Consider the following 17,936-nt stretch of genomic DNA (forward strand, 5'->3'; position numbering starts at 1 on the left):
GGCGCGCTTCACTGCGTCACAGCATAGCGGGCAGCGCCCGGCGCGGCGGAACCGCGCCACTCAACGTGAAGGGACGCCGCGCGCGCCTCTCACCCCGCCGCCCGCCCGCGCGGCCCAGACTGGGCGGCATGACCGACAACAGGTACGGGGACGCGCCCCTGGGCAAGAGCGTCGAGGAGATCGAGCAGGAGAGCGGCAACGTCGTGAACAGCCCCGCCACAGGTGAAGCCCGCCGCGCCGAGGAGGCGCCCGTCGTGCCCGCCCTGGTGACCGGCACGGGCAGCGGCGTGATCGCCGCCGTGCGCCCTGACGCGCTCATCGAGTCCGGTGACGACGCCGACGACGGCCGCGCCCGCGAGAACCGCGACGCCAGCGAAGAGAGCTGAAGCCGTTCCTGTCGGCGCGGCCCGGGTCCATGCCTGGGCCGCGCCGCTTTTCTGGACGGCCCCGCCCGGCGCGGCCGGGCACCCCGGTAAGCTGCGGGGCGTGACGAGTGCCGCCGACCCGACCCCCGTGACCGACGCCGCCCCCCGGGTGGGCGTGGTCATGGGCAGCCGCAGCGATTTCGAGACCATGGGGGGCGCGCTGGACGTCCTGCGTGACCTGGGCGTGGCGTACGAGGTGCGGGTGCTGTCCGCGCACCGCACCCCGGCGCTGCTGCCCACGTACGGTGCGCGCGCCGAGCGGCTGAACTTCGCGTGCATCATCGCGGGGGCGGGCGGCGCGGCGCACCTGCCGGGCATGCTGGCGGCGTTCACGCGCGTGCCGGTGCTGGGCGTGCCCGTGCAGTCCCGCGCCCTGAGCGGGCAGGACAGCCTGCTGAGCATCGTGCAGATGCCCGCCGGGGTGCCCGTGGCGACCTTCGCGATCGGCGCGGCGGGCGCGAAGAACGCCGCGCTGTTCGCCGCCGCGATGCTCGCCACGACCGACGAGGCCGTGCGTGCCCGGCTGGACGCCTTCCGCGCCGCGCAGACGCAGAGCGTGCTGGACGACCCGCACTTCGACGGGCACCCCCAGGCGGGTGAGGCATGAATACGCCTACATCCGGCACCACGCTGGGCCGCGACCTGACGCTGGGCATCCTGGGGGGCGGGCAGCTGGCGCAGATGCTCGCGCTGGCCGCGCTGCCGCTGGGCGTGCGCGTGACCGTCCTGGAACCCGACGCGCAGGCCCCTGCGCGCCTGTGCGCCCGCCACCTGCACGCCCCGTACACCGACCCGGCCGGGCTGGATGAGCTGGCCGCGTGCGACGCGGTCACGCTGGAATTCGAGAACATTCCCGTGGAGGCCCTCGCCGCGCTGGAGGGCCGCGTGCCGGTGCGCCCGGCGGGGTCGCTGCTGGCCCGCAGCAAGCACCGCGCCCGCGAGAAGCAGGCCCTGCGCGAGGCCGGGGCCACCACCGCGCCTTTCGAGATCATCGAGACCGAGGGGGACCTGGACGGCGCCCTGGCGCGCGTGGGTGGGCGCGGCATCCTGAAGACCAGCGAACTCGGCTATGACGGCAAGGGGCAGGCCCGCGTGAACACGGACGCCGACCTGCGCGCCGCCTGGAATGACCTGGGCCGCGTGCCGTGCGTGCTGGAGGGCTTCGTGACCTTCGAGCGCGAGGTGAGCCTCGCCGTGGCGCGCACACCGTCCGGGCAGGTGGCCTTCGGGCCGCTCGTCGAGAACGTGCACCGGGACGGCATCCTGCGCACCAGCGTGTACCCCGCCCACGTCCCGGACGGCACCGGGGCCCGCGCCCGCGAGCTGGCCCGCGCCGTCGCGGACGCCTGGGCGCTGGAGGGCCTGATCACCCTGGAGTTCTTCCAGTTGCCCGGCGGGGACCTGCTGGTGAACGAGGTCGCGCCGCGCGTGCACAACAGCGGGCACCTCACGCAGGACGGCGGCGGCCTCAGCCAATTCGAGGCGCAGGTGCGCGCCGTGCTCGACCTCCCCCTGAGCGACTGGGCACCGCTGCACCCCACCGCCATGCTGAACGTCGTCGGCGTGGACGCCCCGGACGGGCAGGCCCTGGAACCCGACTGGGCCGCGATTGACGCCACGCCGGGCACGCGCGTGCACCTGTACCACAAGGCCCACCGCCACGGGCGGAAGGTGGGGCACGTGAACCTCGTCGCGCCGGATCCCGAGACGCTGCGGGCCCGGTTGGCCAGCCTGGAACCCCTGGTTCCCTAAGCGCACCGTAAAGGCAGGTCAGGGTTCCCGCAACCTCCGCTCACGGCCCGTCAGGCGCCCCTGCCTACGCTGAGAACTGTGAAGCGTCTTCTGACCACCCTGACCCTTGCCCTGGTCGCCACCGCCCACGCGGCCGACTTCAAACTGATCCTGAAAGACGAGGTCAGCACCATCCGCAAGGGTGAGCTGAAGACCACGGACATCGTGAAATCCTGGGCGGTGCCCGCCGCCGGCGTGCAGGCGACTCGCAAGGTGAAGCGGCTGAGCACCACCATCACGCCCATCCTCGACCGGATGCAGAAGACCATCGACGCCCGCAAGCCCAAACCCGCCGTGTTCCGTAACGTAAACGGTAGCTGGGTCGCCACCGACCAGACCGGCTGGACCCTGGACCGCGCCGCCACCAAGGCCAACCTCCTGAAAGCCATCCTGAGCGGCAAGGACACCGCGCAGGTGGTCGTCAAGCGCGCCGTCCCCGACCGCAGCGTGAAACTCCTCGCCCAGCGGGGCGTCCTGTGGCACGTCGCGACCGGCACGAGCAACTACGCGGGCAGCCCCGACTTCCGCGAGAAGAACATCCTCGTCGGCGCGAGCAAACTCGACAACTTCTTCATCGCGCCCGGCCACGAATTCAACTTCAACGAGGAGATCGGGCAGATCGACGCCAGCACCGGCTTCGTGAAGGGCTTCGTGATCAGCGGCGGGACCCTGAGCAAGGAGGACGGCGGCGGCATCTGCCAGGTCAGCACCACCATCTTCCGCGCGCTGTACGCGGCGGGCCTGCCCATCACCGAACGGCACGAACACAGCCACCGCGTGAAGTACTACGACCCGGTCGGCTTCGAGGCCACCGTGTACGCCCCCAGCAAGAACCTGCGCATGAAGAACGACACCGGCAAGCACCTGTTCATCCAGGCCGCCTGGGACACCCGCGCCCAGACCCTGCGCTTCGACGTGTTCGGCGCGAACACCGGCCGCACCGTGAACATCAGCAAGCCCGTCATCACCAACTTCAAGGCCCCCGCCGACCCCAGCTACACCCCCGACGACCGCGTCGCGCCCGGCGGCCGCCGCCTGCTCGACACGCCCATGCAGGGCATGACCAGCGTCATCACCCGCACCGTCAAGGCCGGCGGGAAGGTCGTCAGCAAGGACACCCTCAAGAGCGTCTACAAACCCTGGGGCGCCGTGTACGGCGTGAACCCCAAGGACAAGCGCCTGAACTGAACCCGGCAGCACAGGGCCCACCTCTGACCTGGAGGTGGGCCCCTGCCTGCGGCGTTACCGTCCGCCGCGCAGCCACGGCGTCGCCCAGCGGGTCACGGCGGGCATCACGACGTAGGTCATGAGCAGCACGACCACGATCATCTGCGGAATGGCGCGGATCGGCATGGGATAGTGGCCCAGCCAGGGTTTCAGGGCCTCGCCGAACAGCCAGGACGTGCTGACGCTCACCGGGTACAGCGCCGCCAGGGTCAGCAGGGCCATCTTCCAGCGGGGCGGCTGGCGCAGGGTCGCGGCGGCCGGCGGCGTGAACCAGAAGTCCAGGCCCGGCTGCTTCTCGAAACTGACGTGCTCATCGACCAGCGGCGCGATGCGGTCCAGCCACGCCGCCCGCTCGGGCGACAGTTCCCAGGCGGCGGCGCTCGTCAGCGTGTCGAAGCGGGCGAGCAGCGTGTACTCCTGCTCGCCCGGCACGGGGCGGATCACGCCGGTGCCCCGGTGGCCGGGCAGGCGGGCCAGCAGCGCGTTCGCCTCGGCGAGCAGCGTCTCGTACGCGGCCTCCTGTCCGGGGCGGATGCGGCGGCGGACGACCAGACTGACCGGGTCGCTGGGCTGATGCCCCTCGAACTGGAGCGGCTCGCTCATACGGCCTCCGCGTCCGGGGCGCGGCGCGGCCACGCGACGAGCGCGACGCCCGTGAGGATCACGAGCAGCGCCGCCCAGCCCAGCGGGCCCAGCTGCTCGCCGCCGAAGCCGACGCCCAGCAGGACAGCCACGACCGGGTTCACGTACGCGTAGCTGGTCGCCAGGGCGGGGCGGGTGTGCGCCACGAGGTACATGTACGCGCTGTACGCCACGAGACTCCCGAACACCGTGAGGTACGCCAGCGCCCACAGGCTCGCGGCGCTGGGCGCGCCCCAGCGTTCGCCCATCAGGACGCTCAGGAGCAGGAGGACGCCGCCCCCGGTGAGCATCTCGGCCGCCGAGCCCATCAGTCCCTGCGGGAGGGGCAGGTGGCGGGACCACTGGCTGCCGAACGTCCAGCACAGCGGCGCGAGGATCAGCAGCAGCGCTGCCAGCGGCGTGGCGTGCAGTTCGCCGATGTTCAGCAGCGCGATGCCGATCAGGCCCACGCCGATGCCCAGCCACTCGCGCCCGCCGGTCCGCTCGCCCCACAGGCGCGCGAACAGCGCCGCGAACAGTGGGGACACCGCGATGACCATGGCGGCGACGCTGCTGCTCGCGTCCCGTTCGGCCAGCGTGACCAGCCCGGTGCCGCCGCCCAGCAGCAGCGTGCCGACCAGGGCACTGGAGCGCCACTCGCGCGCGGTGGGCAGCGCCGCGCCCCGGGCGCGCAGCACGAGGAGCAGCAGCGCCCCGGCCACCATGAAGCGCGCCGCGAGCATGCCCAGCGGCGGCAGCGTCTCGATGGCGACCTTGATCCCGAAGTACGTGCTGCCCCACACGACGTACACCAGCCCCAGGCACAGCAGCACCAGCGGCGTCAGGCGCGCGGCGGGCGTGGCAGCGGCGGCACTCACGAGAGGCGGCTTTCGATCGCGCGGGCGTGCGCCTCGAGGCCCTCGGCGCGGGCCAGGGTCGCCCCGGCCGGACCGATGCGGCGCAGCGCGCCCTCGTTCAGGCCCACCACCGAGATGATGTTCTGGAAGTCCCGCACGTTCACCGGGCTCATGAAGCGCGCCGTGCCGCCGGTCGGCATGACGTGACTGGGGCCCGCCACGTAGTCGCCCAGCGCCTCCATGCTCGCCTCGCCCACGAACACGCCCCCGGCGCGCTGCACGAGGCCCAGCAGGCTCCACGGGTCACGGGTTAGGAGGCACAGGTGCTCGGGGGCGTACAGGTTCGCCAGCTCCACGGCCTCCTCCAGCGTGCCCGCCAGGATGACCTTCATGCGGGCCTGCACGCTGTCGCGCGCCCAGCCGCGGTTCGGTTCCGGCAGGGCCTCCAGCTGCCCACTGAGTTCCGCCTGCACCCGGATCAGCAGCTCGCGGCTGGTGGAGACGAGCACGGGTTCCGCGCCGTTGTGCTCCGCCTGCGCCAGCAGATCGGCCGCCACGAAGCGCGGGTCGGCGCTGTCGTCCGCCACGACCAGCGTCTCGGTCGGGCCGGGCAGGCTCTCGATGCCGGTCTGGCCGTACACCATCCGCTTGGCGATCACCACGAACAGGTTCCCGGGACCCGCGACCTTGTCCACCGCGCCGATGCTCGCCGTGCCGTACGCCAGCGCCGCGATGGCCTGCGCGCCGCCCACCCGGAACACCTGCGTGATCCCCAGTTCGCGCGCCGCGACGAGGATGGCCGGGTGCACGCTCCCGTCCCGCGCGGGCGGCGTGGTCACCACGATGTCCGGCACGCCCGCCACCTGCGCGGGCACCGCCGTGTGAATCAGCGTGCTGATCAGCGGGGCCAGCCCGCCCGGTACGTACACGCCCACCCGCGAGAGCGGCCGCACGAGCTGCCCCAGCGCGCCGTCCGGGCCGTGGTTCAGGAACCCGTGCGCGGGCTGCTGCTCGTAGAAGGCCCGCACGCGCCGGATCGCCGTGAGGATCGCCTCATGCAGGTCCGGGGCGACCTGCGCGGCGGCCAGTTCCGCCTCCGGCACGCGCAACTCGGCGGGGCGGTGGCCGTCCAGCCGCTCGGTCCAGTCGCGCAGCGCGTCGTCCCCGCGCGCGCGGACATCACTCAGGATGCGCTCGACGACCTGCGCGGGACTCAGCGCCTCGCCGAAGGTCGCCTCGATACGGGCCAGGACGGCGTCGGGAACGGGAATCTCATTGAACGTCCGCGTCAGGGCGGACCGGGCCTCTTGGCCTTGCAGCACTTGCATCGTCACTCCAGTAGACAGGGGAGAGGAGGGTGGGGGAAGCGGCGCCCCACACGCGGGGCGGGCCGGGGTCCATCGTGGCACCTGCCGCCCGGCGCGGCCCACCCACAGGTCTGGGCAGGCCGGACGGCAGGGACGGCTCAGGAGCGGGCTTCACACGCGAGTCACGGGATTTCATACCAGTCAGGGCTGCCCGGTGGCCCCCTCAGCCTTCCGTCGCTCCGCTCCACTGCTGCGCAGCTCTTCGAGTCCCTCCCTCTCTGCGGAGCAGCTCTGCGAGTCCCACGGGGGGAGAGGGGAAAACGGACGGCGATCACGTGGGAATCGAGTCATGTTCATCCCGGCTCACACCCGGCGGCGGCGTTCGCGGCCCTGCACGGTGCGGCGCCCGGCGGGCTGCGCGTTCGCCTCGACCGGACCGAAATCGGTCGGCTGGATCAGGCGCATCAGGCGGTGCGGCGCGGCCTGCTCGACGTACACGTAGGCGTTGCCGGGCCGCAGGAAGTACCCGCTGCACGGCGTGCCGTCCACCTCGGCGTCCGCGAGGCGCTGGATCAGGACGCGCCCGCCGGTCAGCTGGGCGTGCGTCCGCTCGGGGCCGCCGCCGTCCTGCGCGGTCAGCTGCCGCAGCCACAGCAGCAGACTGACCGGGTCGTGGTACTCGGTCGTCAGGGGCTGCGTGGCCTCGTCGCGGCCCTGGCGCAGCGTGATCAGGCCCACGCGGCGGTCGAAGCTCACCTCGAAGCCGGGCCGGCCGCGTCCGTCGCCCTCGGCGTACCCGAGGCTGGTCAGCAGGCGGGGGTGCATGCGGCTGGTCTGCACGCGCCGCACGCCGGGCAGCACCCCGCCGAAATCGGTCTGCACGCGCGCCACCAGGGCGCTGCGTTCGCCGTGCAGCGCCCACTGCTGCTCGCCCGCGTAGCGCCCGCCCAGCGACAGGGTCAGACTGAACGCCTCGGGGGTCAGGTCAGCTGTGTCCAGAAGCTCTCACCCGGCCCGTCCCACGCCGCGCCCAGCGCCTCGGCGACGGTCGCGCCCACGTCCGCGAAGGTGGCGCGGTCGCCCAGGTCCACGCCCGCCGCGCCGCCCTTGTGCACCAGCAGCAGGCCGTGCTCGCGGGTGTGGTCCGAGCCCTTCCAGGTGGGGTCGTTCCCGTGGTCACTGACGATGATCAGCGCGCCATCCTCGGGCACGGCGGCGATCAGGTCGGGCAGCGCCGCGTCGAACGCCGCGAGGCAGCCGCTGTACCCCTCGGGGTCGCGGCGGTGGCCGAACTTGCTGTCGAAATCCACGAGGTTCGTGAAGATCAGACCCGAGGTGCCGTCCTGCGCGGCCTGGCGCATGCGGGCCAGGGTCTTGGCGATCCCGTCGGCGTTGTCGTCGGTGTGGATCTCCTCGGTGAAGCCCTGATTCGCGTAGATGTCCGGGATCTTCCCGATGCCCACCACGGCCTGCCCGGTGGCCTTCACGGCGTCCAGCACCGTGGGCGGCGGCACGAGGCTGAAGTCCTTGCGGTGCTCGTTCGCCCGCTCGAACGGGAACTCGCCCCGGAACGGCCGGGCGATCACGCGCGCCACCGCGAACTCGCCCTGCAGGATCTCGCGGGCGGCGCGGCACCACGCGTACAGCGTCTCCAGCGGCACGACGTCCTCGTGCGCGGCGATCTGGAACACGCTGTCCGCGCTGGTGTACACGATGGGTGCGCCGGTCGTCATGTGCTCCGGGCCGAAGTCACGGATGACGTCCGTGCCGCTGTACGGCCTGTTGCACAGGTGCCCGCGCCCGGTCGCCGCGTCGAAACGGTCCATCACGGCGGGCGGGAAGCCGTCCGGGAACACCTGGAAGGCGTGCTCCAGCTGGATGCCCATGAACTCCCAGTGGCCGGTGCTCGTGTCCTTGCCGGGGCTGACCTCGCGCAGGCGACCGAACGCACCGGCGGCGGGTCCGGCGGGCACGGTCGCGTCCCCGGTCTCGATGGTGGGCACCTGCGCGAGGCCCAGCGCCGCCAGGTTCGGCAGGCGCGCGGGCGCCGCCTTCAGGGTGTGGTTCAGGGTGTGCGCCCCGGCATCCCCGAAGCTCGCGGCGTCGGGCAGTTCGCCCGCGCCCACGGAATCCAGCACGACAATCGTCAGCAACATGCCCCCAGTCTAGCCCCGCGTGCGCCTGCCCGCCGCGGACGGGCGCTTCATGCGGATTCCGTCTGTTTCGTTCACAGATCGGAACACCACCGATCTGCCAACTTCACGCCCGGAACCCGTTTTTCTCCTCCTCTGCAGAGCAGCTCTACGAGTCGCATCCGCTCGGACCCAGCGGGCTTTGCAGCCCATTCAATCGGAGTCCGTATCAGCGGACGCTCACCTGGAAGCAGGCGGTGCCGCTCGCGCCCTGCGCCACGTTGCCCAGCGCCACGAGCAGCCCGCCCGCCTGACTGATCCGCCCGGCGTCCGCGTCGGCGGCGCTGGTGTACGTCACGGCCGTGCCGGACGCCGGGGTGAACTGCACGCCCAGGCCCGCCCCGTACGCGCCGGTCAGGACGGCCGTGTTCGCCGGGATGCTGTCCGTGAGGTTCACGCCGTTCAGCGGACCGTCCCCGTCGTTCAGGTACGTCAGGCAGTACTCCAGGCGGTCGCCCGGGTACCCGCCGCCGCTCGTGCCGAACGCCGTGCTGCGCGTGACGTTGCGCACGGCCTTCGTGACCTTCAGGCTGGGGAACAGCAGGCGGACGTCCTCGGCGGCGCTGCTGCTGCCCAGGTACGTGCCGGTCACGGCGTTCCCGGCGGCGTCCGTGGTGCTGGCCGCCGCGCTGTTCTGGAAGACCGTGCCGCGCAGCGCCGGGTCGGTGGGCGTCAGCGCGTCGAAGGTAACGTTCAGCGACTCGCCGTACCCCAGCCGGAAGGTCTTCAGGTCCAGCGCGGTCGCGGTGCTGGCGTCCGCGGTCGTGACCCGCGCCGCCGCCGGGGTGACGACCGGCGTGCCGCTCAGCGTGAACCCCGCCGGGAGGGTGTCCTGCACCCGCACGGTGCTGCTGGCCCCGCCCGAGTTCGTGACCGTGACGCTGTACGTGGCCTTCGCGCCGCGCCACACCGCGGGCGTGCTCGTGGACTTGCTGACGCTCAGGACCGGGCAGGCGGCGCCCTCGCGGGTGCCGGGCAGGCCGGTCAGGCTGCCGCCGGGAATGGTGCCCGTCACGCCCGGCTGCGCGCCGAACGCCACGACCGACGACGTGGACGTCCCGTTCGCGCCGTTCGCGGCCGTGACGCTGGCCCCGGACACGTTCGTGTACACGATCCCCCCGCCGCCCCCGCCGCCCGGTCCGTGGGCGTTCACGTTGTTCGCCCCGGCGGCCTGCGCGGGCCACGCGTTCCCGCCGTTCCCGCCGCTGGCGGTGACGGTCAGGCCGCTCAGGCTGCTCCCGCCGGTCATGACGATCACCGTGCCGCCCGCCCCGCCGCCGCCCGCGCCGTCGTTGTCGGCCCCCAGTCCCGCCGCGCCGTTCGCGGTAACGCTGCCGCTGCCGCTGGTCTGCCCGGCGCGGATGATCACGATCCCGCCGCCGGCGCCGCCGCTGCTCTGCACGCCGCTGCCGTTGTTGCGTGACCCGGCGCCGCCCCCGCCCCCCAGGAACAGGGCGCTCAGGCTGGCGGGTGCGGCCTTCCCGCCGAACCCGCCGATGGCGAGCTTGCTGCTCCAGCTGTTGCCGCCCTGTCCGCCGCCCCCGCCGTTCGCGCCGCCGCCTCCGCCGCTGTTCTGCGAGTTGACGTTCACGGCGCCGTCGGTGCCGCCGCCGCCCGCGTTGCCGGGCGCGCCGCGTGCGCGGCTGCCGTTCGGGTACCCCTCGGCGCCCGTGTCGAGCAACGTGGAGGTGGCGGGGTCCAGCACGAAGCGTGGCGTGCCCGCCAGGCCCTCGCCCTTGTTGCCGTGCGTGGCTCCGGCGGTCAGGTTCCGGTAGTCGAGGTTCGTGTACCCGGTCGCGGTGCCCACCCCGCCCAGTCCCTGGCCCGCCCCGCCGCGGAAGCCCAGGGCGTTCACGTTCACGCTGCCCCCGTTCCAGTTCAGGGTGCCGGCAACGTCCAGGACGACCACGCCGCCGTCCGTGCCGTCCCAGGCGTCCGCCGTGACCGGCGCGGCGCCCAGCGTCAGGTTGCCGTACTGCGGCACGCGGATCACCTGGTAACGCGCGGCGCCCTGCGTGGCGGTCGCCGCGCGGTTCACGTAGGTGTTCACCAGTCCGCCGCCCGCGCCCTGGCCGCGCACCGTGACGCTGCCCGCGCCGGTCACGGCGGTGACGGTCACGAACTCGTAGCGTCCGGCGTACAGGTTGCTGGTCAGCTGCCCGCTGCCCGCGCCGCCCGCCACGCCGTCCCCGTAACTGTCGGTGTTCGTCGCGTCGATGTCCGCGCCCTGCATCTGCATGAGCAGCAGCAGGTCCCCGGCGGCGACGGGCTGCGCCGCGCCCCGGCGGACCGTGCCGAACGTGACGGCGGTCGTCCCGGCGCTCAGGGTGGTGTCGGCGCCCGGTCCGGGGAAGTAGGTGTTCACGACCCCGGTCAGGCCGCTGACGTTCCCGGTCGCGGCGGGTTGCGCGCAGACGGTCTGGGCGGCGGCCGGCAGGCCGAGGCTGAGCATCAGGCTGGGGAGCAGGGCTGGCAGGAGGCGGGCGAGTCGGGCGCGTGTCATGAAAGTCTCCGGTGAGTGTAGGGGGTGTCGGGCGGCGGCGCTGCCGCTTCTGACGTGGTCGTTCTGACGTGCAGACGGTCCCCCGACTCTTACCTTAATGTCGAATTTGTCACGTTCTTCTGACGGGCTGTCAGTTCCGCCGCAGGGCCGCGCATCACCGTTCTTTCACGGGGCGCGCCCCCCCAGGGTGATACGCTGCCGGACGTGACCGCGACCACCTCCACGCTGCAACCGGCTGTCACGCCTGGGCGTCCGGACCTGCACGCCGAGGGCCTGGGCAAGACCTACGGGCGCCGCCCGGTCGTGCGGAACGTGAACCTGCGTGTGCAGCCCGGCGAGATCGTCGCGCTGTTCGGCCCGAACGGCGCGGGCAAGACCACCACCTTCTACATGCTGGTCGGCTTCATCCGCCCCGGCGCGGGCCGCATCGCCCTGGGCGAGCGCGACCTGACCCGCCTGCCCATGCACGAACGCGCCCGCCTGGGCCTGGGCTACCTGCCGCAGGAACCCAGCGCCTTCCGCAAACTGACCGCCCGCGACAACCTGCTGGCCATCCTGGAATACCAGGGCCTGCCGCGCGCCGAGCAGGAGGCCCGCGCCGACGCCCTGCTGGCCGAATTCGGGCTGACGCACCTGGCGGGCAGCTTCGCGTACCAGCTGTCCGGCGGGGAACGCCGCCGCCTGGAACTCGCCCGGGCGCTGACCACCGACCCCGACTACCTGCTGCTGGACGAACCGTTCACCGGGGTGGACCCCAAGAGCATCCGCGAGATCCAGCGCCTGATCCGCGACCTGCGCGACCGCCGCGGCCTGGGCGTGTTCATCACCGACCACAACGTCCGCGAGACCATCGCCCTGACCGACCGCGTGTACCTGATGTACGACGGCGAGGTGAAGTTCGAGGGCACCCCCGCCCAGTTCGCGCAGGACGAGGACGCCCGCACCCACTACCTCGGCGACGACTTCGAACTGTGACCCGGGGAGTCTGCTAGGTGCTGTGGCTGTTCCTGCCCTTCGTGGTGATCCTCTCGGGGGTCGTCGCGTACGCCGCCGACACCATCGCCCGCAAGGCCGGACGCAAGCACCTGCGCTGGTTCGGCATGCGCCCCAAGACCACCGCCCTGGTCGTGGCGGTCCTGTCCGGCATGGGCATCAGCGCCGCCAGCCTCGCGGCGTTCCTGATCCTGAACAGCAGCGCCGTGAACACCATCGCGCAGGCCGACCAGCTGCGCCCCCAGCTGGAGGCCCTGCGGGGAGACATCCGCGCCGCGCAGGCCGACCGCGACCGCGCCCAGCAGGAGGCCGCGCGCCTGCGTGAACAGCAGGCGGCCGCCCAGAGCGCCCTGAAGGCCGCGCAGACGGCCCTCACCGACGCCCGCGCCGCGCAGGCCCGCGTGCAGGCGCAGGCCCGCACCCTGGAAGAGCGCGTGCAGGAACTCACCGCCGCGCAGCGCACCCTGGAAGCGCGCGCCGCGCAGACCCGCGCGAAACTCCAGGCGGCCGAAACCTCCCTGACCGCCAGTCAGGCCCGCGCGCAGAACCTCGACGCGCAGGTCGTGGACCTCGGCGCGCGCATCGCGCTGTCCGAACAGGAGACCCGCAGCGCCCAGGACCGCGCGCGCGACGCGCAGACGGCCGCCGAGACCGCGCAGGCCCGCGCGCAGGCGCAGCAGGCCCTGGCCCAGCAGGCCCAGACCCGCGCCCGGGACGCGCAGACCCGCGCGCAGCAGGCCCAGACGCAGGCGCAGCAGGCCCGCGCGCAGATCGACACGCTCGCCCGGGACCGCGCGCAGGCCGACCGCGCCCTGCGCGACGCCCAGCAGGCCCTGAGCGCTGCCCGGCAGGCCCTGCAGGACGCGCAGGCGCAGCAGCGCGCCGCGCAACAGGCCCGCGATGCCCTGCGCGCCGAACGCGACCGCCTGAGCAGCGAACGCGCCGCGCTGATCACCGCCCGCGACCAGGCCGCCCGCGACCGCACCCGCATCCTGGCCGACCTGAGCGCCCTGCAACTCCAGCAGCAGCAGCTGCGCGACAGCAACGACGCCCTGCGCGCCACGCTGGGCCGCCTGCAGGACGAGTACTCCAGCAGTCGCGCCGAACTGAGCGCCACGCGCAACACCGACCTCGCCTACCCCAGGAACGACCTCGTGTACGCCGCGGTGGTGCCCGGCGTGCGCAACCTCGACCAGTTCCTGCTCGACGCCGCGCGCAGCGCCGCCACCCGCGGCGCCCGGGGCACGCCCGCCGCGCGCCTGACCCCCGCCGCGCGCGGCGCCCTGGAGACCAAACTGCGCGGCCTGAACGTCAGCGCCTTCGTGCAGTGCCGCGCCGCGCAGAACGCCGCCGTGGGCTTCCCGGTCGACCTGAGCTGCGACGCGCGCGCCAACGCCGTCCTGTACCGCGCCGGGCAGGTCATCCGCCGCTCGACCGTCACGCTCGGTGACCTGCGCCGCATGCAGGACCAGATCGGGGAACTCGTGCAGGACGTCACGCTGGACCTCACCACGCGCGGCGTGCCCAGCGAGTACGTGCAGGGCCTGGACGTCGGGGAACTCGTGCCGCTCATCACCCGCCTGAACGACCGCAGCGGGAACGTCGCCGTGGTGGGCATCGCGGCCCGCACCGACGTCCGCCCCGGCAGCCGCGTGGACCTGTACCCCGTGCTGCCCTGACCGGGGCCCGCCGGGAACAGACGCGGGTCAGCCCGGCCCGCTATCCTGACGCGCGATGCGCGCCTCCGCCCTGCCCCTGACCGCCCTGCTGCTCGCCACCGCCGCGCACGCCGCGCCCGTCCGCGTGGAATTCTGGCACGCCATGAGCGGCGTCCAGGGAACCGTGCAGGCCTACGCGCGCGACTTCAACGCCAGCCAGACCGCCTACGAGATCGTCCCGATCAACCAGGGCAACTACCGCGAACTGCTGCCCAAACTCCAGGCGGCGCTGCGCAGCGGCTCGGCGCCCGCCCTGGCCCAACTGGAATTCACGCAGTTCCCCACCCTGGCCCAGGCCGGGCAGCTCACCGACCTGAGTGCCCGCGTGGACGACCTGCCCGGCGCGCTGCGCGGCGACATCTACCCCGCCGTGTGGAAGACCGGCCAGCTGGGCGAGCGCACCTACGGCCTCCCGTGGAACGTCAGCGTGCCCGTCCTGATGTACAACGCCGGCACCCTGAAGAAAGCGGGCCTGAACGCCCCCGACACCTGGGCGCAACTCGAAGGTGCCAGCCGCACCCTGGCCACCGGAGGCCGCCGCCCGCTGGTCGCCGCGGCCGACGCGTGGACCTTCGAGGCGAACGTCCTGTCGCGCGGCGGCACCCTGACGGGCGGCGAACGCCCCCGCCTGAACAGCCCCGACGCCGTGGACGCCCTGACCCAGCTGGCCCGCATGAGCGCCGCCGGGCAGGCCCAGCCGCGCACCCTGAACGAGGCGACCCGCGCCGCGTTCGACTTCGCACGCGGGCAGAACACCTTCGTGCTGGCCAGCGTCGCCAACTGGATCGACGCGCGCAAGCTGCCCTTCTTCAACCTGGGCGTCGCCCCGTTCCCCTGCGAGAAGGAGGGCGCGTGCACCGTCCCGCTGGGCGGCGCGACCCTGACCATCCCGAAAGGTACCCCGGCCGCCGAGCAGGCGGGCGCCGTGGCGTTCTGGCAGTACCTCATGCAGCCCGCCCGGCTGGCTGACTGGGTGAAGACCACCGCGTACGTCCCGCCGCGCCGCGCCGCCGTGCCCCTGCTGGACGACTGGTACGCGAAGAACCCACAGCTGCGCGCCGCGCACGCCCAGATCAGCCGGGCCGTGCCGCGCCCCACCACGCCCGAGTACGCCGCGTGGACCGCCCTGATCGAGGACGCCATCACGCAGGCCACCACCGGCAAACTGAGCGCGAAGGCCGCCCTGGACGCCGCCCAGGCCCGCGCGGATCGCTGACGGAACACAGAAGCGGAAGCCAGTGGTGTCGCGTGCGTCCCGTCCACCTGCTGTGACGCCTCCGGGATGACCCTGACGGCAGTATCCTGACGGCCATGGGAGCCCTGTACCTGATCGTCACGCTGGCCTGCGCGGCCCTGCTGCTGCTGTTCCTGCTGCGGCCCGGCGCGGCGCGCCCCATGGTCGTGTGGGGCGTCAGCGCGCTGCTGCCGCTGCTGGCCGCGATGGTCGTCGCACTGAACCACCGCTGAGCGTCAACCCGGGCGTCAACCCGGGCGTCAATCAGGGTCGGGTGTCGCGGACCGGCGGGTCGTCACTCGCCCAGGTAGCGGCGCAGGTCGTCGATGGCGTGGCTGGTGCCGATCACGACCAGCTTGTCGTGGGGCCGCAGTTCGTCCTCGGCGCGGGGGGTCACCTCGATCTTCCCGGCGCGGCTGATCGCGATGATCTGCACGTTGAAGCGCCCCGTGAGGTTCAGGTCGCGCAGGGTCCCCTTCAGGCGCTCGTTCGCCTCGATCTCCACGATGGCGTAGTCGCCGCCCAGGTCCAGGGTGTCCACGATGTTCGGCGTGGCGATCTGCCGCGCCAGCCGCACGCCCATGTCATGCTCGGGCCGGATGACGAGGTCCGCGCCGATGCGCTCCAGGACGCGTCGGGCCATCTCGTCGATGGCCTTGCTGACCACGTACGGCGCGCCGAGGCTCTTGGCGTTCATGGTCGCCAGGATGTTCGCCTGCACGTCCGTGCCGATCGCCACGACCACCACGTCGAAATCCCCGACGCCCAGGGCGCGCAGGGCCCGCTCGTCGCTGGCGTCCACGATCGCGGCGTGCGTCACGAGGTTCATGACCCGCTCGACGTTCTCCTCGTGCTGGTCGATGGCGACGACCTCGTGCCCCATCTCGTAGAGGGTGGTCGCGACGGCCGTGCCGAAGCGGCCCAGGCCGATCACCAGACATTGTTTGCTTTTCATCAGAGGTCCTTTCTGCCGCCGGAAGCGGACGGGTGGCAAGTGCCTCCCGATTGTGCCGCAAAAGCCCGCGCGCCGGGAGGGGCGCCGCTGCCCGCCCGGTCAGGCGAACAGCGCGTCGAGGTTCTCCGCGTTCCCGTCCGGGCGGGCCGGGCCGAGCAGCACCCGGTTCGGGCCGAGCTGCCGCGCCGCGCCCAGGGTGTCCTCGGCGGCGCGCAGCAGCGCCTGCGGCTCCAGCTGCCCGTCGGCGTACACCAGTCCGATGGTCACGGTGGGGTTCACGCCGTCCAGCGGGCGGGACGCGACCCGCACGCGCAGCCGCTCGCAGGCGGCGCGTGCCGAGCGGGCGTCCGGGGCGCGCATGACGAGCGCGGCCACACCGTCCCCCAGGCAGCCCAGCAGGTCCTGGTCGCGCACGGTGCTCATCAGGACGCGCGACACGTGCGCGGAGAGCCGCACCTGGAAGTTCTGGCCGCTCAGGTCGGGCGGCTCCTGGGGGTCCACGGCGATCGCGGCGACGACCAGATGCTCGGGGGACTGGCGGTACGCGCCCTCCAGCTGGCGTTCCAGCGTGACGCGGTCGGGCAGGCCGGTCAGGGCGTCCAGGCCCGGGGTGTCCTGGCCGAGCACGGCGCGGCGCACGTCGCCGGTCATGCGGTGCGCGGCGCCGCGCTGCCCGAGCAGCAGCACGCCGCCCGCGAGCAGCATCTGGAGGACGGTGCCGGTCACGTTCGCCTGCGCGGACGCCGGGTCCAGCGCGACCTTCGTGGCGAGCAGCGCCGCGAGGCTGCCCAGCGCCGCGACGTTCAGGCCCGCGCTGCCCTGCGGCCCCAGCGTCCACAGGTGCGAGGCGAGCAGCACCCCCCCCCACGGCGCGAGATTCAGCAGCATCGGCAGGCCCGCGTCACCCATCACGAACAGCACGTACGCGACCTTGGCCAGCAGGTACACCCAGCCGCCCAGCAGCCCGGCCGTCTGCGTGACCAGCAGGGGCACGCGCGTGAACGACAGCGTGGCCAGCAGCGCGCCCAGCAGGACGGCCATGGCGGGCAGCGCCACGCGTTCGAAGGGGTCGTGCTGGTGGTACAGCGCGGCGAGCAGCGTGGCGATCAGCACGCCGCCCAGCACCCGCTGGTTCAGCGCCCGGCGGTCCAGGGTGGTGCGGAACACCCCGCCGCGGGCTTCGCGGGCGGACGCACTCAGGGAACCGGGGCGGAAGTCGGGCAGCATCTCAGGGTCGATTGCAGCACGGCGGCTCTCACGCAGACCTGACAGGAAGTGCCCGCCGGGTCAGCTGCGCCCGCGCAGGCCCGGCCCGAGCGACCGGTCCGAGCCACCCGGCGGGACGGGCCGGGCAGGCATTCAGGGGGCGGCGACGCGCAGCCCCGCCGCCTCCAGCGCCGCGCGCAGCGTCCGGGCCAGTTCGGCGGCCTCGGCGCCGTCACCGTGCAGGCACAGCGTCCGGGCGGGCACGGCGACCGGCTCGCCGGTCACGGCGGTCGTCACGCCGTCCCGCGCGATCCGCACGCCCTGCGCGGTCGCGGCGTCGAAGGGCAGCAGCGCGCCCGCCTGTCCGCGCGGCCACAGGCTCCCGTCGGGGGCGTACCCGCGGTCCGCGAAGCCCTCGCCGATCTCGCGCAGCCCGGCGGCGCGCGCCTCGCGCAGCATCACGCTGCCGCCGCCCGCCAGCCCGAAGTACAGCGGCACGCCACTGTCGGCGGCCGCCTGCGCCACCGCGCGCGCCAGCGTCTCGTCCCGCACGGCCATGTTGTACAGCATCCCGTGCGGCTTGACGTGCCGCAGCGGGACCCCCTCGCGCGCCGCGACGGCCTTGAGCGCCTCGATCTGCTCGCGCACGAACGCGCGGACCTCGTCCGGGGGGAAGTGCAGTTCGCGCCGCCCGAAGCCCTCGCGGTCCGGGAAGCCCGGGTGTGCCCCGGCCGCCACCCCGAAGCGCGCCGCGAGCCGCAGCGAGTCCCGCATGGTCCCGGCGTCCCCGGCGTGCCCGCCGCAGGCGATGTTCGCGCTGCTCACCACGGCCATGACGGTCTCCTCGTGCGCGCTGCCCTCGCCCAGGTCGGCGTTCAGGTCGATACTGGTCATGTCTTCCAGTGTA

The 17,936-nt window shown here is 73.3% G+C and carries 17 protein-coding genes; 8 read left to right on the forward strand and 9 right to left on the reverse strand.

All coding sequences use genetic code 11. The annotated features are described in order from the left end of the window. Positions 1–128 precede the first annotated feature (128 nt). The 4 genes from DEIGR_RS02805 (at position 129) to DEIGR_RS02820 (ending at position 3,404) form a co-directional block, all read left to right on the forward strand. A complete protein-coding gene (locus DEIGR_RS02805; RefSeq protein WP_058975093.1) occupies positions 129–386 on the forward strand; it encodes a hypothetical protein in 258 nt (85 codons plus the stop codon). A gap of 148 nt (positions 387–534) precedes the next feature. Continuing rightward, the gene (gene purE / locus DEIGR_RS02810) at positions 535–1,032 is read left to right on the forward strand and encodes a 5-(carboxyamino)imidazole ribonucleotide mutase (RefSeq protein WP_269083801.1); all 498 of its coding nucleotides are present in this window, start codon (positions 535–537) and stop codon (positions 1,030–1,032) included. Continuing rightward, complete coding sequence (gene purK / locus DEIGR_RS02815) at positions 1,029–2,177, forward strand: 5-(carboxyamino)imidazole ribonucleotide synthase (protein ID WP_058975095.1); 1,149 nt, start codon at positions 1,029–1,031, stop codon at positions 2,175–2,177. The genes purE and purK overlap by 4 nt, the downstream gene beginning before the upstream one ends. 78 nt (positions 2,178–2,255) lie before the next feature. Continuing rightward, the gene (locus DEIGR_RS02820) at positions 2,256–3,404 is read left to right on the forward strand and encodes a VanW family protein (RefSeq protein WP_058975096.1); all 1,149 of its coding nucleotides are present in this window, start codon (positions 2,256–2,258) and stop codon (positions 3,402–3,404) included. 54 nt (positions 3,405–3,458) lie between these two features. Here DEIGR_RS02820 and DEIGR_RS02825 read toward each other — a convergent pair whose 3' ends face one another. From DEIGR_RS02825 to DEIGR_RS02850, 6 genes are all read right to left on the reverse strand, one after another. Next, a complete protein-coding gene (locus DEIGR_RS02825; RefSeq protein WP_058978506.1) occupies positions 3,459–4,046 on the reverse strand; it encodes an antibiotic biosynthesis monooxygenase in 588 nt (195 codons plus the stop codon). Further along, positions 4,043–4,942: a drug/metabolite exporter YedA gene (yedA, locus tag DEIGR_RS02830; RefSeq protein ID WP_058975099.1), complete on the reverse strand. Its 900-nt coding sequence runs from the start codon at positions 4,940–4,942 to the stop codon at positions 4,043–4,045. The genes DEIGR_RS02825 and yedA overlap by 4 nt, the downstream gene beginning before the upstream one ends. Beyond that, positions 4,939–6,249 carry a histidinol dehydrogenase gene (gene hisD / locus DEIGR_RS02835; protein WP_058975100.1) on the reverse strand — a complete coding sequence of 437 codons (1,311 nt, stop codon included), beginning with the start codon at positions 6,247–6,249 and terminating at the stop codon, positions 4,939–4,941. The genes yedA and hisD overlap by 4 nt, the downstream gene beginning before the upstream one ends. A 342-nt stretch (positions 6,250–6,591) precedes the next feature. Beyond that, the gene (locus tag DEIGR_RS02840; protein ID WP_236704777.1) at positions 6,592–7,191 is read right to left on the reverse strand and encodes a hypothetical protein; all 600 of its coding nucleotides are present in this window, start codon (positions 7,189–7,191) and stop codon (positions 6,592–6,594) included. A gap of 17 nt (positions 7,192–7,208) precedes the next feature. Continuing rightward, entirely contained in the window at positions 7,209–8,384 is a 1,176-nt protein-coding gene (locus tag DEIGR_RS02845) for a phosphopentomutase (protein WP_058975105.1), read from the reverse strand. A 205-nt stretch (positions 8,385–8,589) separates the two neighbouring features. Beyond that, the gene (locus tag DEIGR_RS02850) at positions 8,590–10,923 is read right to left on the reverse strand and encodes a DUF11 domain-containing protein (protein WP_058975107.1); all 2,334 of its coding nucleotides are present in this window, start codon (positions 10,921–10,923) and stop codon (positions 8,590–8,592) included. A 204-nt stretch (positions 10,924–11,127) separates the two neighbouring features. Here DEIGR_RS02850 and lptB point away from each other — a divergent pair, with 204 nt between their 5' ends. The 4 genes from lptB (at position 11,128) to DEIGR_RS20755 (ending at position 15,101) form a co-directional block, all read left to right on the forward strand. Further along, a complete protein-coding gene (gene lptB, locus DEIGR_RS02855) occupies positions 11,128–11,898 on the forward strand; it encodes an LPS export ABC transporter ATP-binding protein (RefSeq protein WP_058975109.1) in 771 nt (256 codons plus the stop codon). A 17-nt stretch (positions 11,899–11,915) separates the two neighbouring features. Continuing rightward, the gene (locus tag DEIGR_RS02860; RefSeq protein WP_058975111.1) at positions 11,916–13,595 is read left to right on the forward strand and encodes a DUF3084 domain-containing protein; all 1,680 of its coding nucleotides are present in this window, start codon (positions 11,916–11,918) and stop codon (positions 13,593–13,595) included. 55 nt (positions 13,596–13,650) lie between these two features. Continuing rightward, complete coding sequence (locus DEIGR_RS02865; protein ID WP_058975113.1) at positions 13,651–14,850, forward strand: ABC transporter substrate-binding protein; 1,200 nt, start codon at positions 13,651–13,653, stop codon at positions 14,848–14,850. Between the two features lie 95 nt (positions 14,851–14,945). Then, positions 14,946–15,101, forward strand: coding sequence for a hypothetical protein (locus DEIGR_RS20755; protein WP_160329903.1), 156 nt, complete (start codon positions 14,946–14,948; stop codon positions 15,099–15,101). Positions 15,102–15,163: 62 nt separating this feature from the next. Here DEIGR_RS20755 and DEIGR_RS02870 read toward each other — a convergent pair whose 3' ends face one another. The 3 genes from DEIGR_RS02870 to pxpA all read right to left on the reverse strand — a co-directional run bounded on the left by DEIGR_RS02870 (position 15,164) and on the right by pxpA (position 17,923). Then, a complete protein-coding gene (locus tag DEIGR_RS02870) occupies positions 15,164–15,823 on the reverse strand; it encodes a potassium channel family protein (protein ID WP_058975115.1) in 660 nt (219 codons plus the stop codon). A gap of 99 nt (positions 15,824–15,922) precedes the next feature. After that, positions 15,923–17,050, reverse strand: coding sequence for a diguanylate cyclase domain-containing protein (locus DEIGR_RS02875; protein WP_058975117.1), 1,128 nt, complete (start codon positions 17,048–17,050; stop codon positions 15,923–15,925). 132 nt (positions 17,051–17,182) lie between these two features. Continuing rightward, complete coding sequence (gene pxpA / locus DEIGR_RS02880) at positions 17,183–17,923, reverse strand: 5-oxoprolinase subunit PxpA (protein ID WP_058975119.1); 741 nt, start codon at positions 17,921–17,923, stop codon at positions 17,183–17,185. Positions 17,924–17,936 lie beyond the last annotated feature (13 nt).

The organism is Deinococcus grandis (assembly GCF_001485435.1).
GTDB classification, from domain to species: Bacteria; Deinococcota; Deinococci; order Deinococcales; family Deinococcaceae; genus Deinococcus; species Deinococcus grandis.

Bases quoted from the DNA above. Each gene is read 5' to 3' on its own strand.
- DEIGR_RS02845 (WP_058975105.1), bottom strand. From the start codon at position 8,384: ATGTTGCTGACGATTGTCGTGCTGGATTCCGTGGGCGCGGGCGAACTG.
- DEIGR_RS20755 (WP_160329903.1), top strand. From the start codon at position 14,946: ATGGGAGCCCTGTACCTGATCGTCACGCTGGCCTGCGCGGCCCTGCTG.
- DEIGR_RS02805 (WP_058975093.1), top strand. From the start codon at position 129: ATGACCGACAACAGGTACGGGGACGCGCCCCTGGGCAAGAGCGTCGAG.
- hisD (WP_058975100.1), bottom strand. From the start codon at position 6,249: ATGCAAGTGCTGCAAGGCCAAGAGGCCCGGTCCGCCCTGACGCGGACG.
- DEIGR_RS02865 (WP_058975113.1), top strand. From the start codon at position 13,651: ATGCGCGCCTCCGCCCTGCCCCTGACCGCCCTGCTGCTCGCCACCGCC.
- DEIGR_RS02870 (WP_058975115.1), bottom strand. From the start codon at position 15,823: ATGAAAAGCAAACAATGTCTGGTGATCGGCCTGGGCCGCTTCGGCACG.
- DEIGR_RS02825 (WP_058978506.1), bottom strand. From the start codon at position 4,046: ATGAGCGAGCCGCTCCAGTTCGAGGGGCATCAGCCCAGCGACCCGGTC.
- DEIGR_RS02850 (WP_058975107.1), bottom strand. From the start codon at position 10,923: ATGACACGCGCCCGACTCGCCCGCCTCCTGCCAGCCCTGCTCCCCAGC.
- DEIGR_RS02875 (WP_058975117.1), bottom strand. From the start codon at position 17,050: ATGCTGCCCGACTTCCGCCCCGGTTCCCTGAGTGCGTCCGCCCGCGAA.
- pxpA (WP_058975119.1), bottom strand. From the start codon at position 17,923: ATGACCAGTATCGACCTGAACGCCGACCTGGGCGAGGGCAGCGCGCAC.
- purK (WP_058975095.1), top strand. From the start codon at position 1,029: ATGAATACGCCTACATCCGGCACCACGCTGGGCCGCGACCTGACGCTG.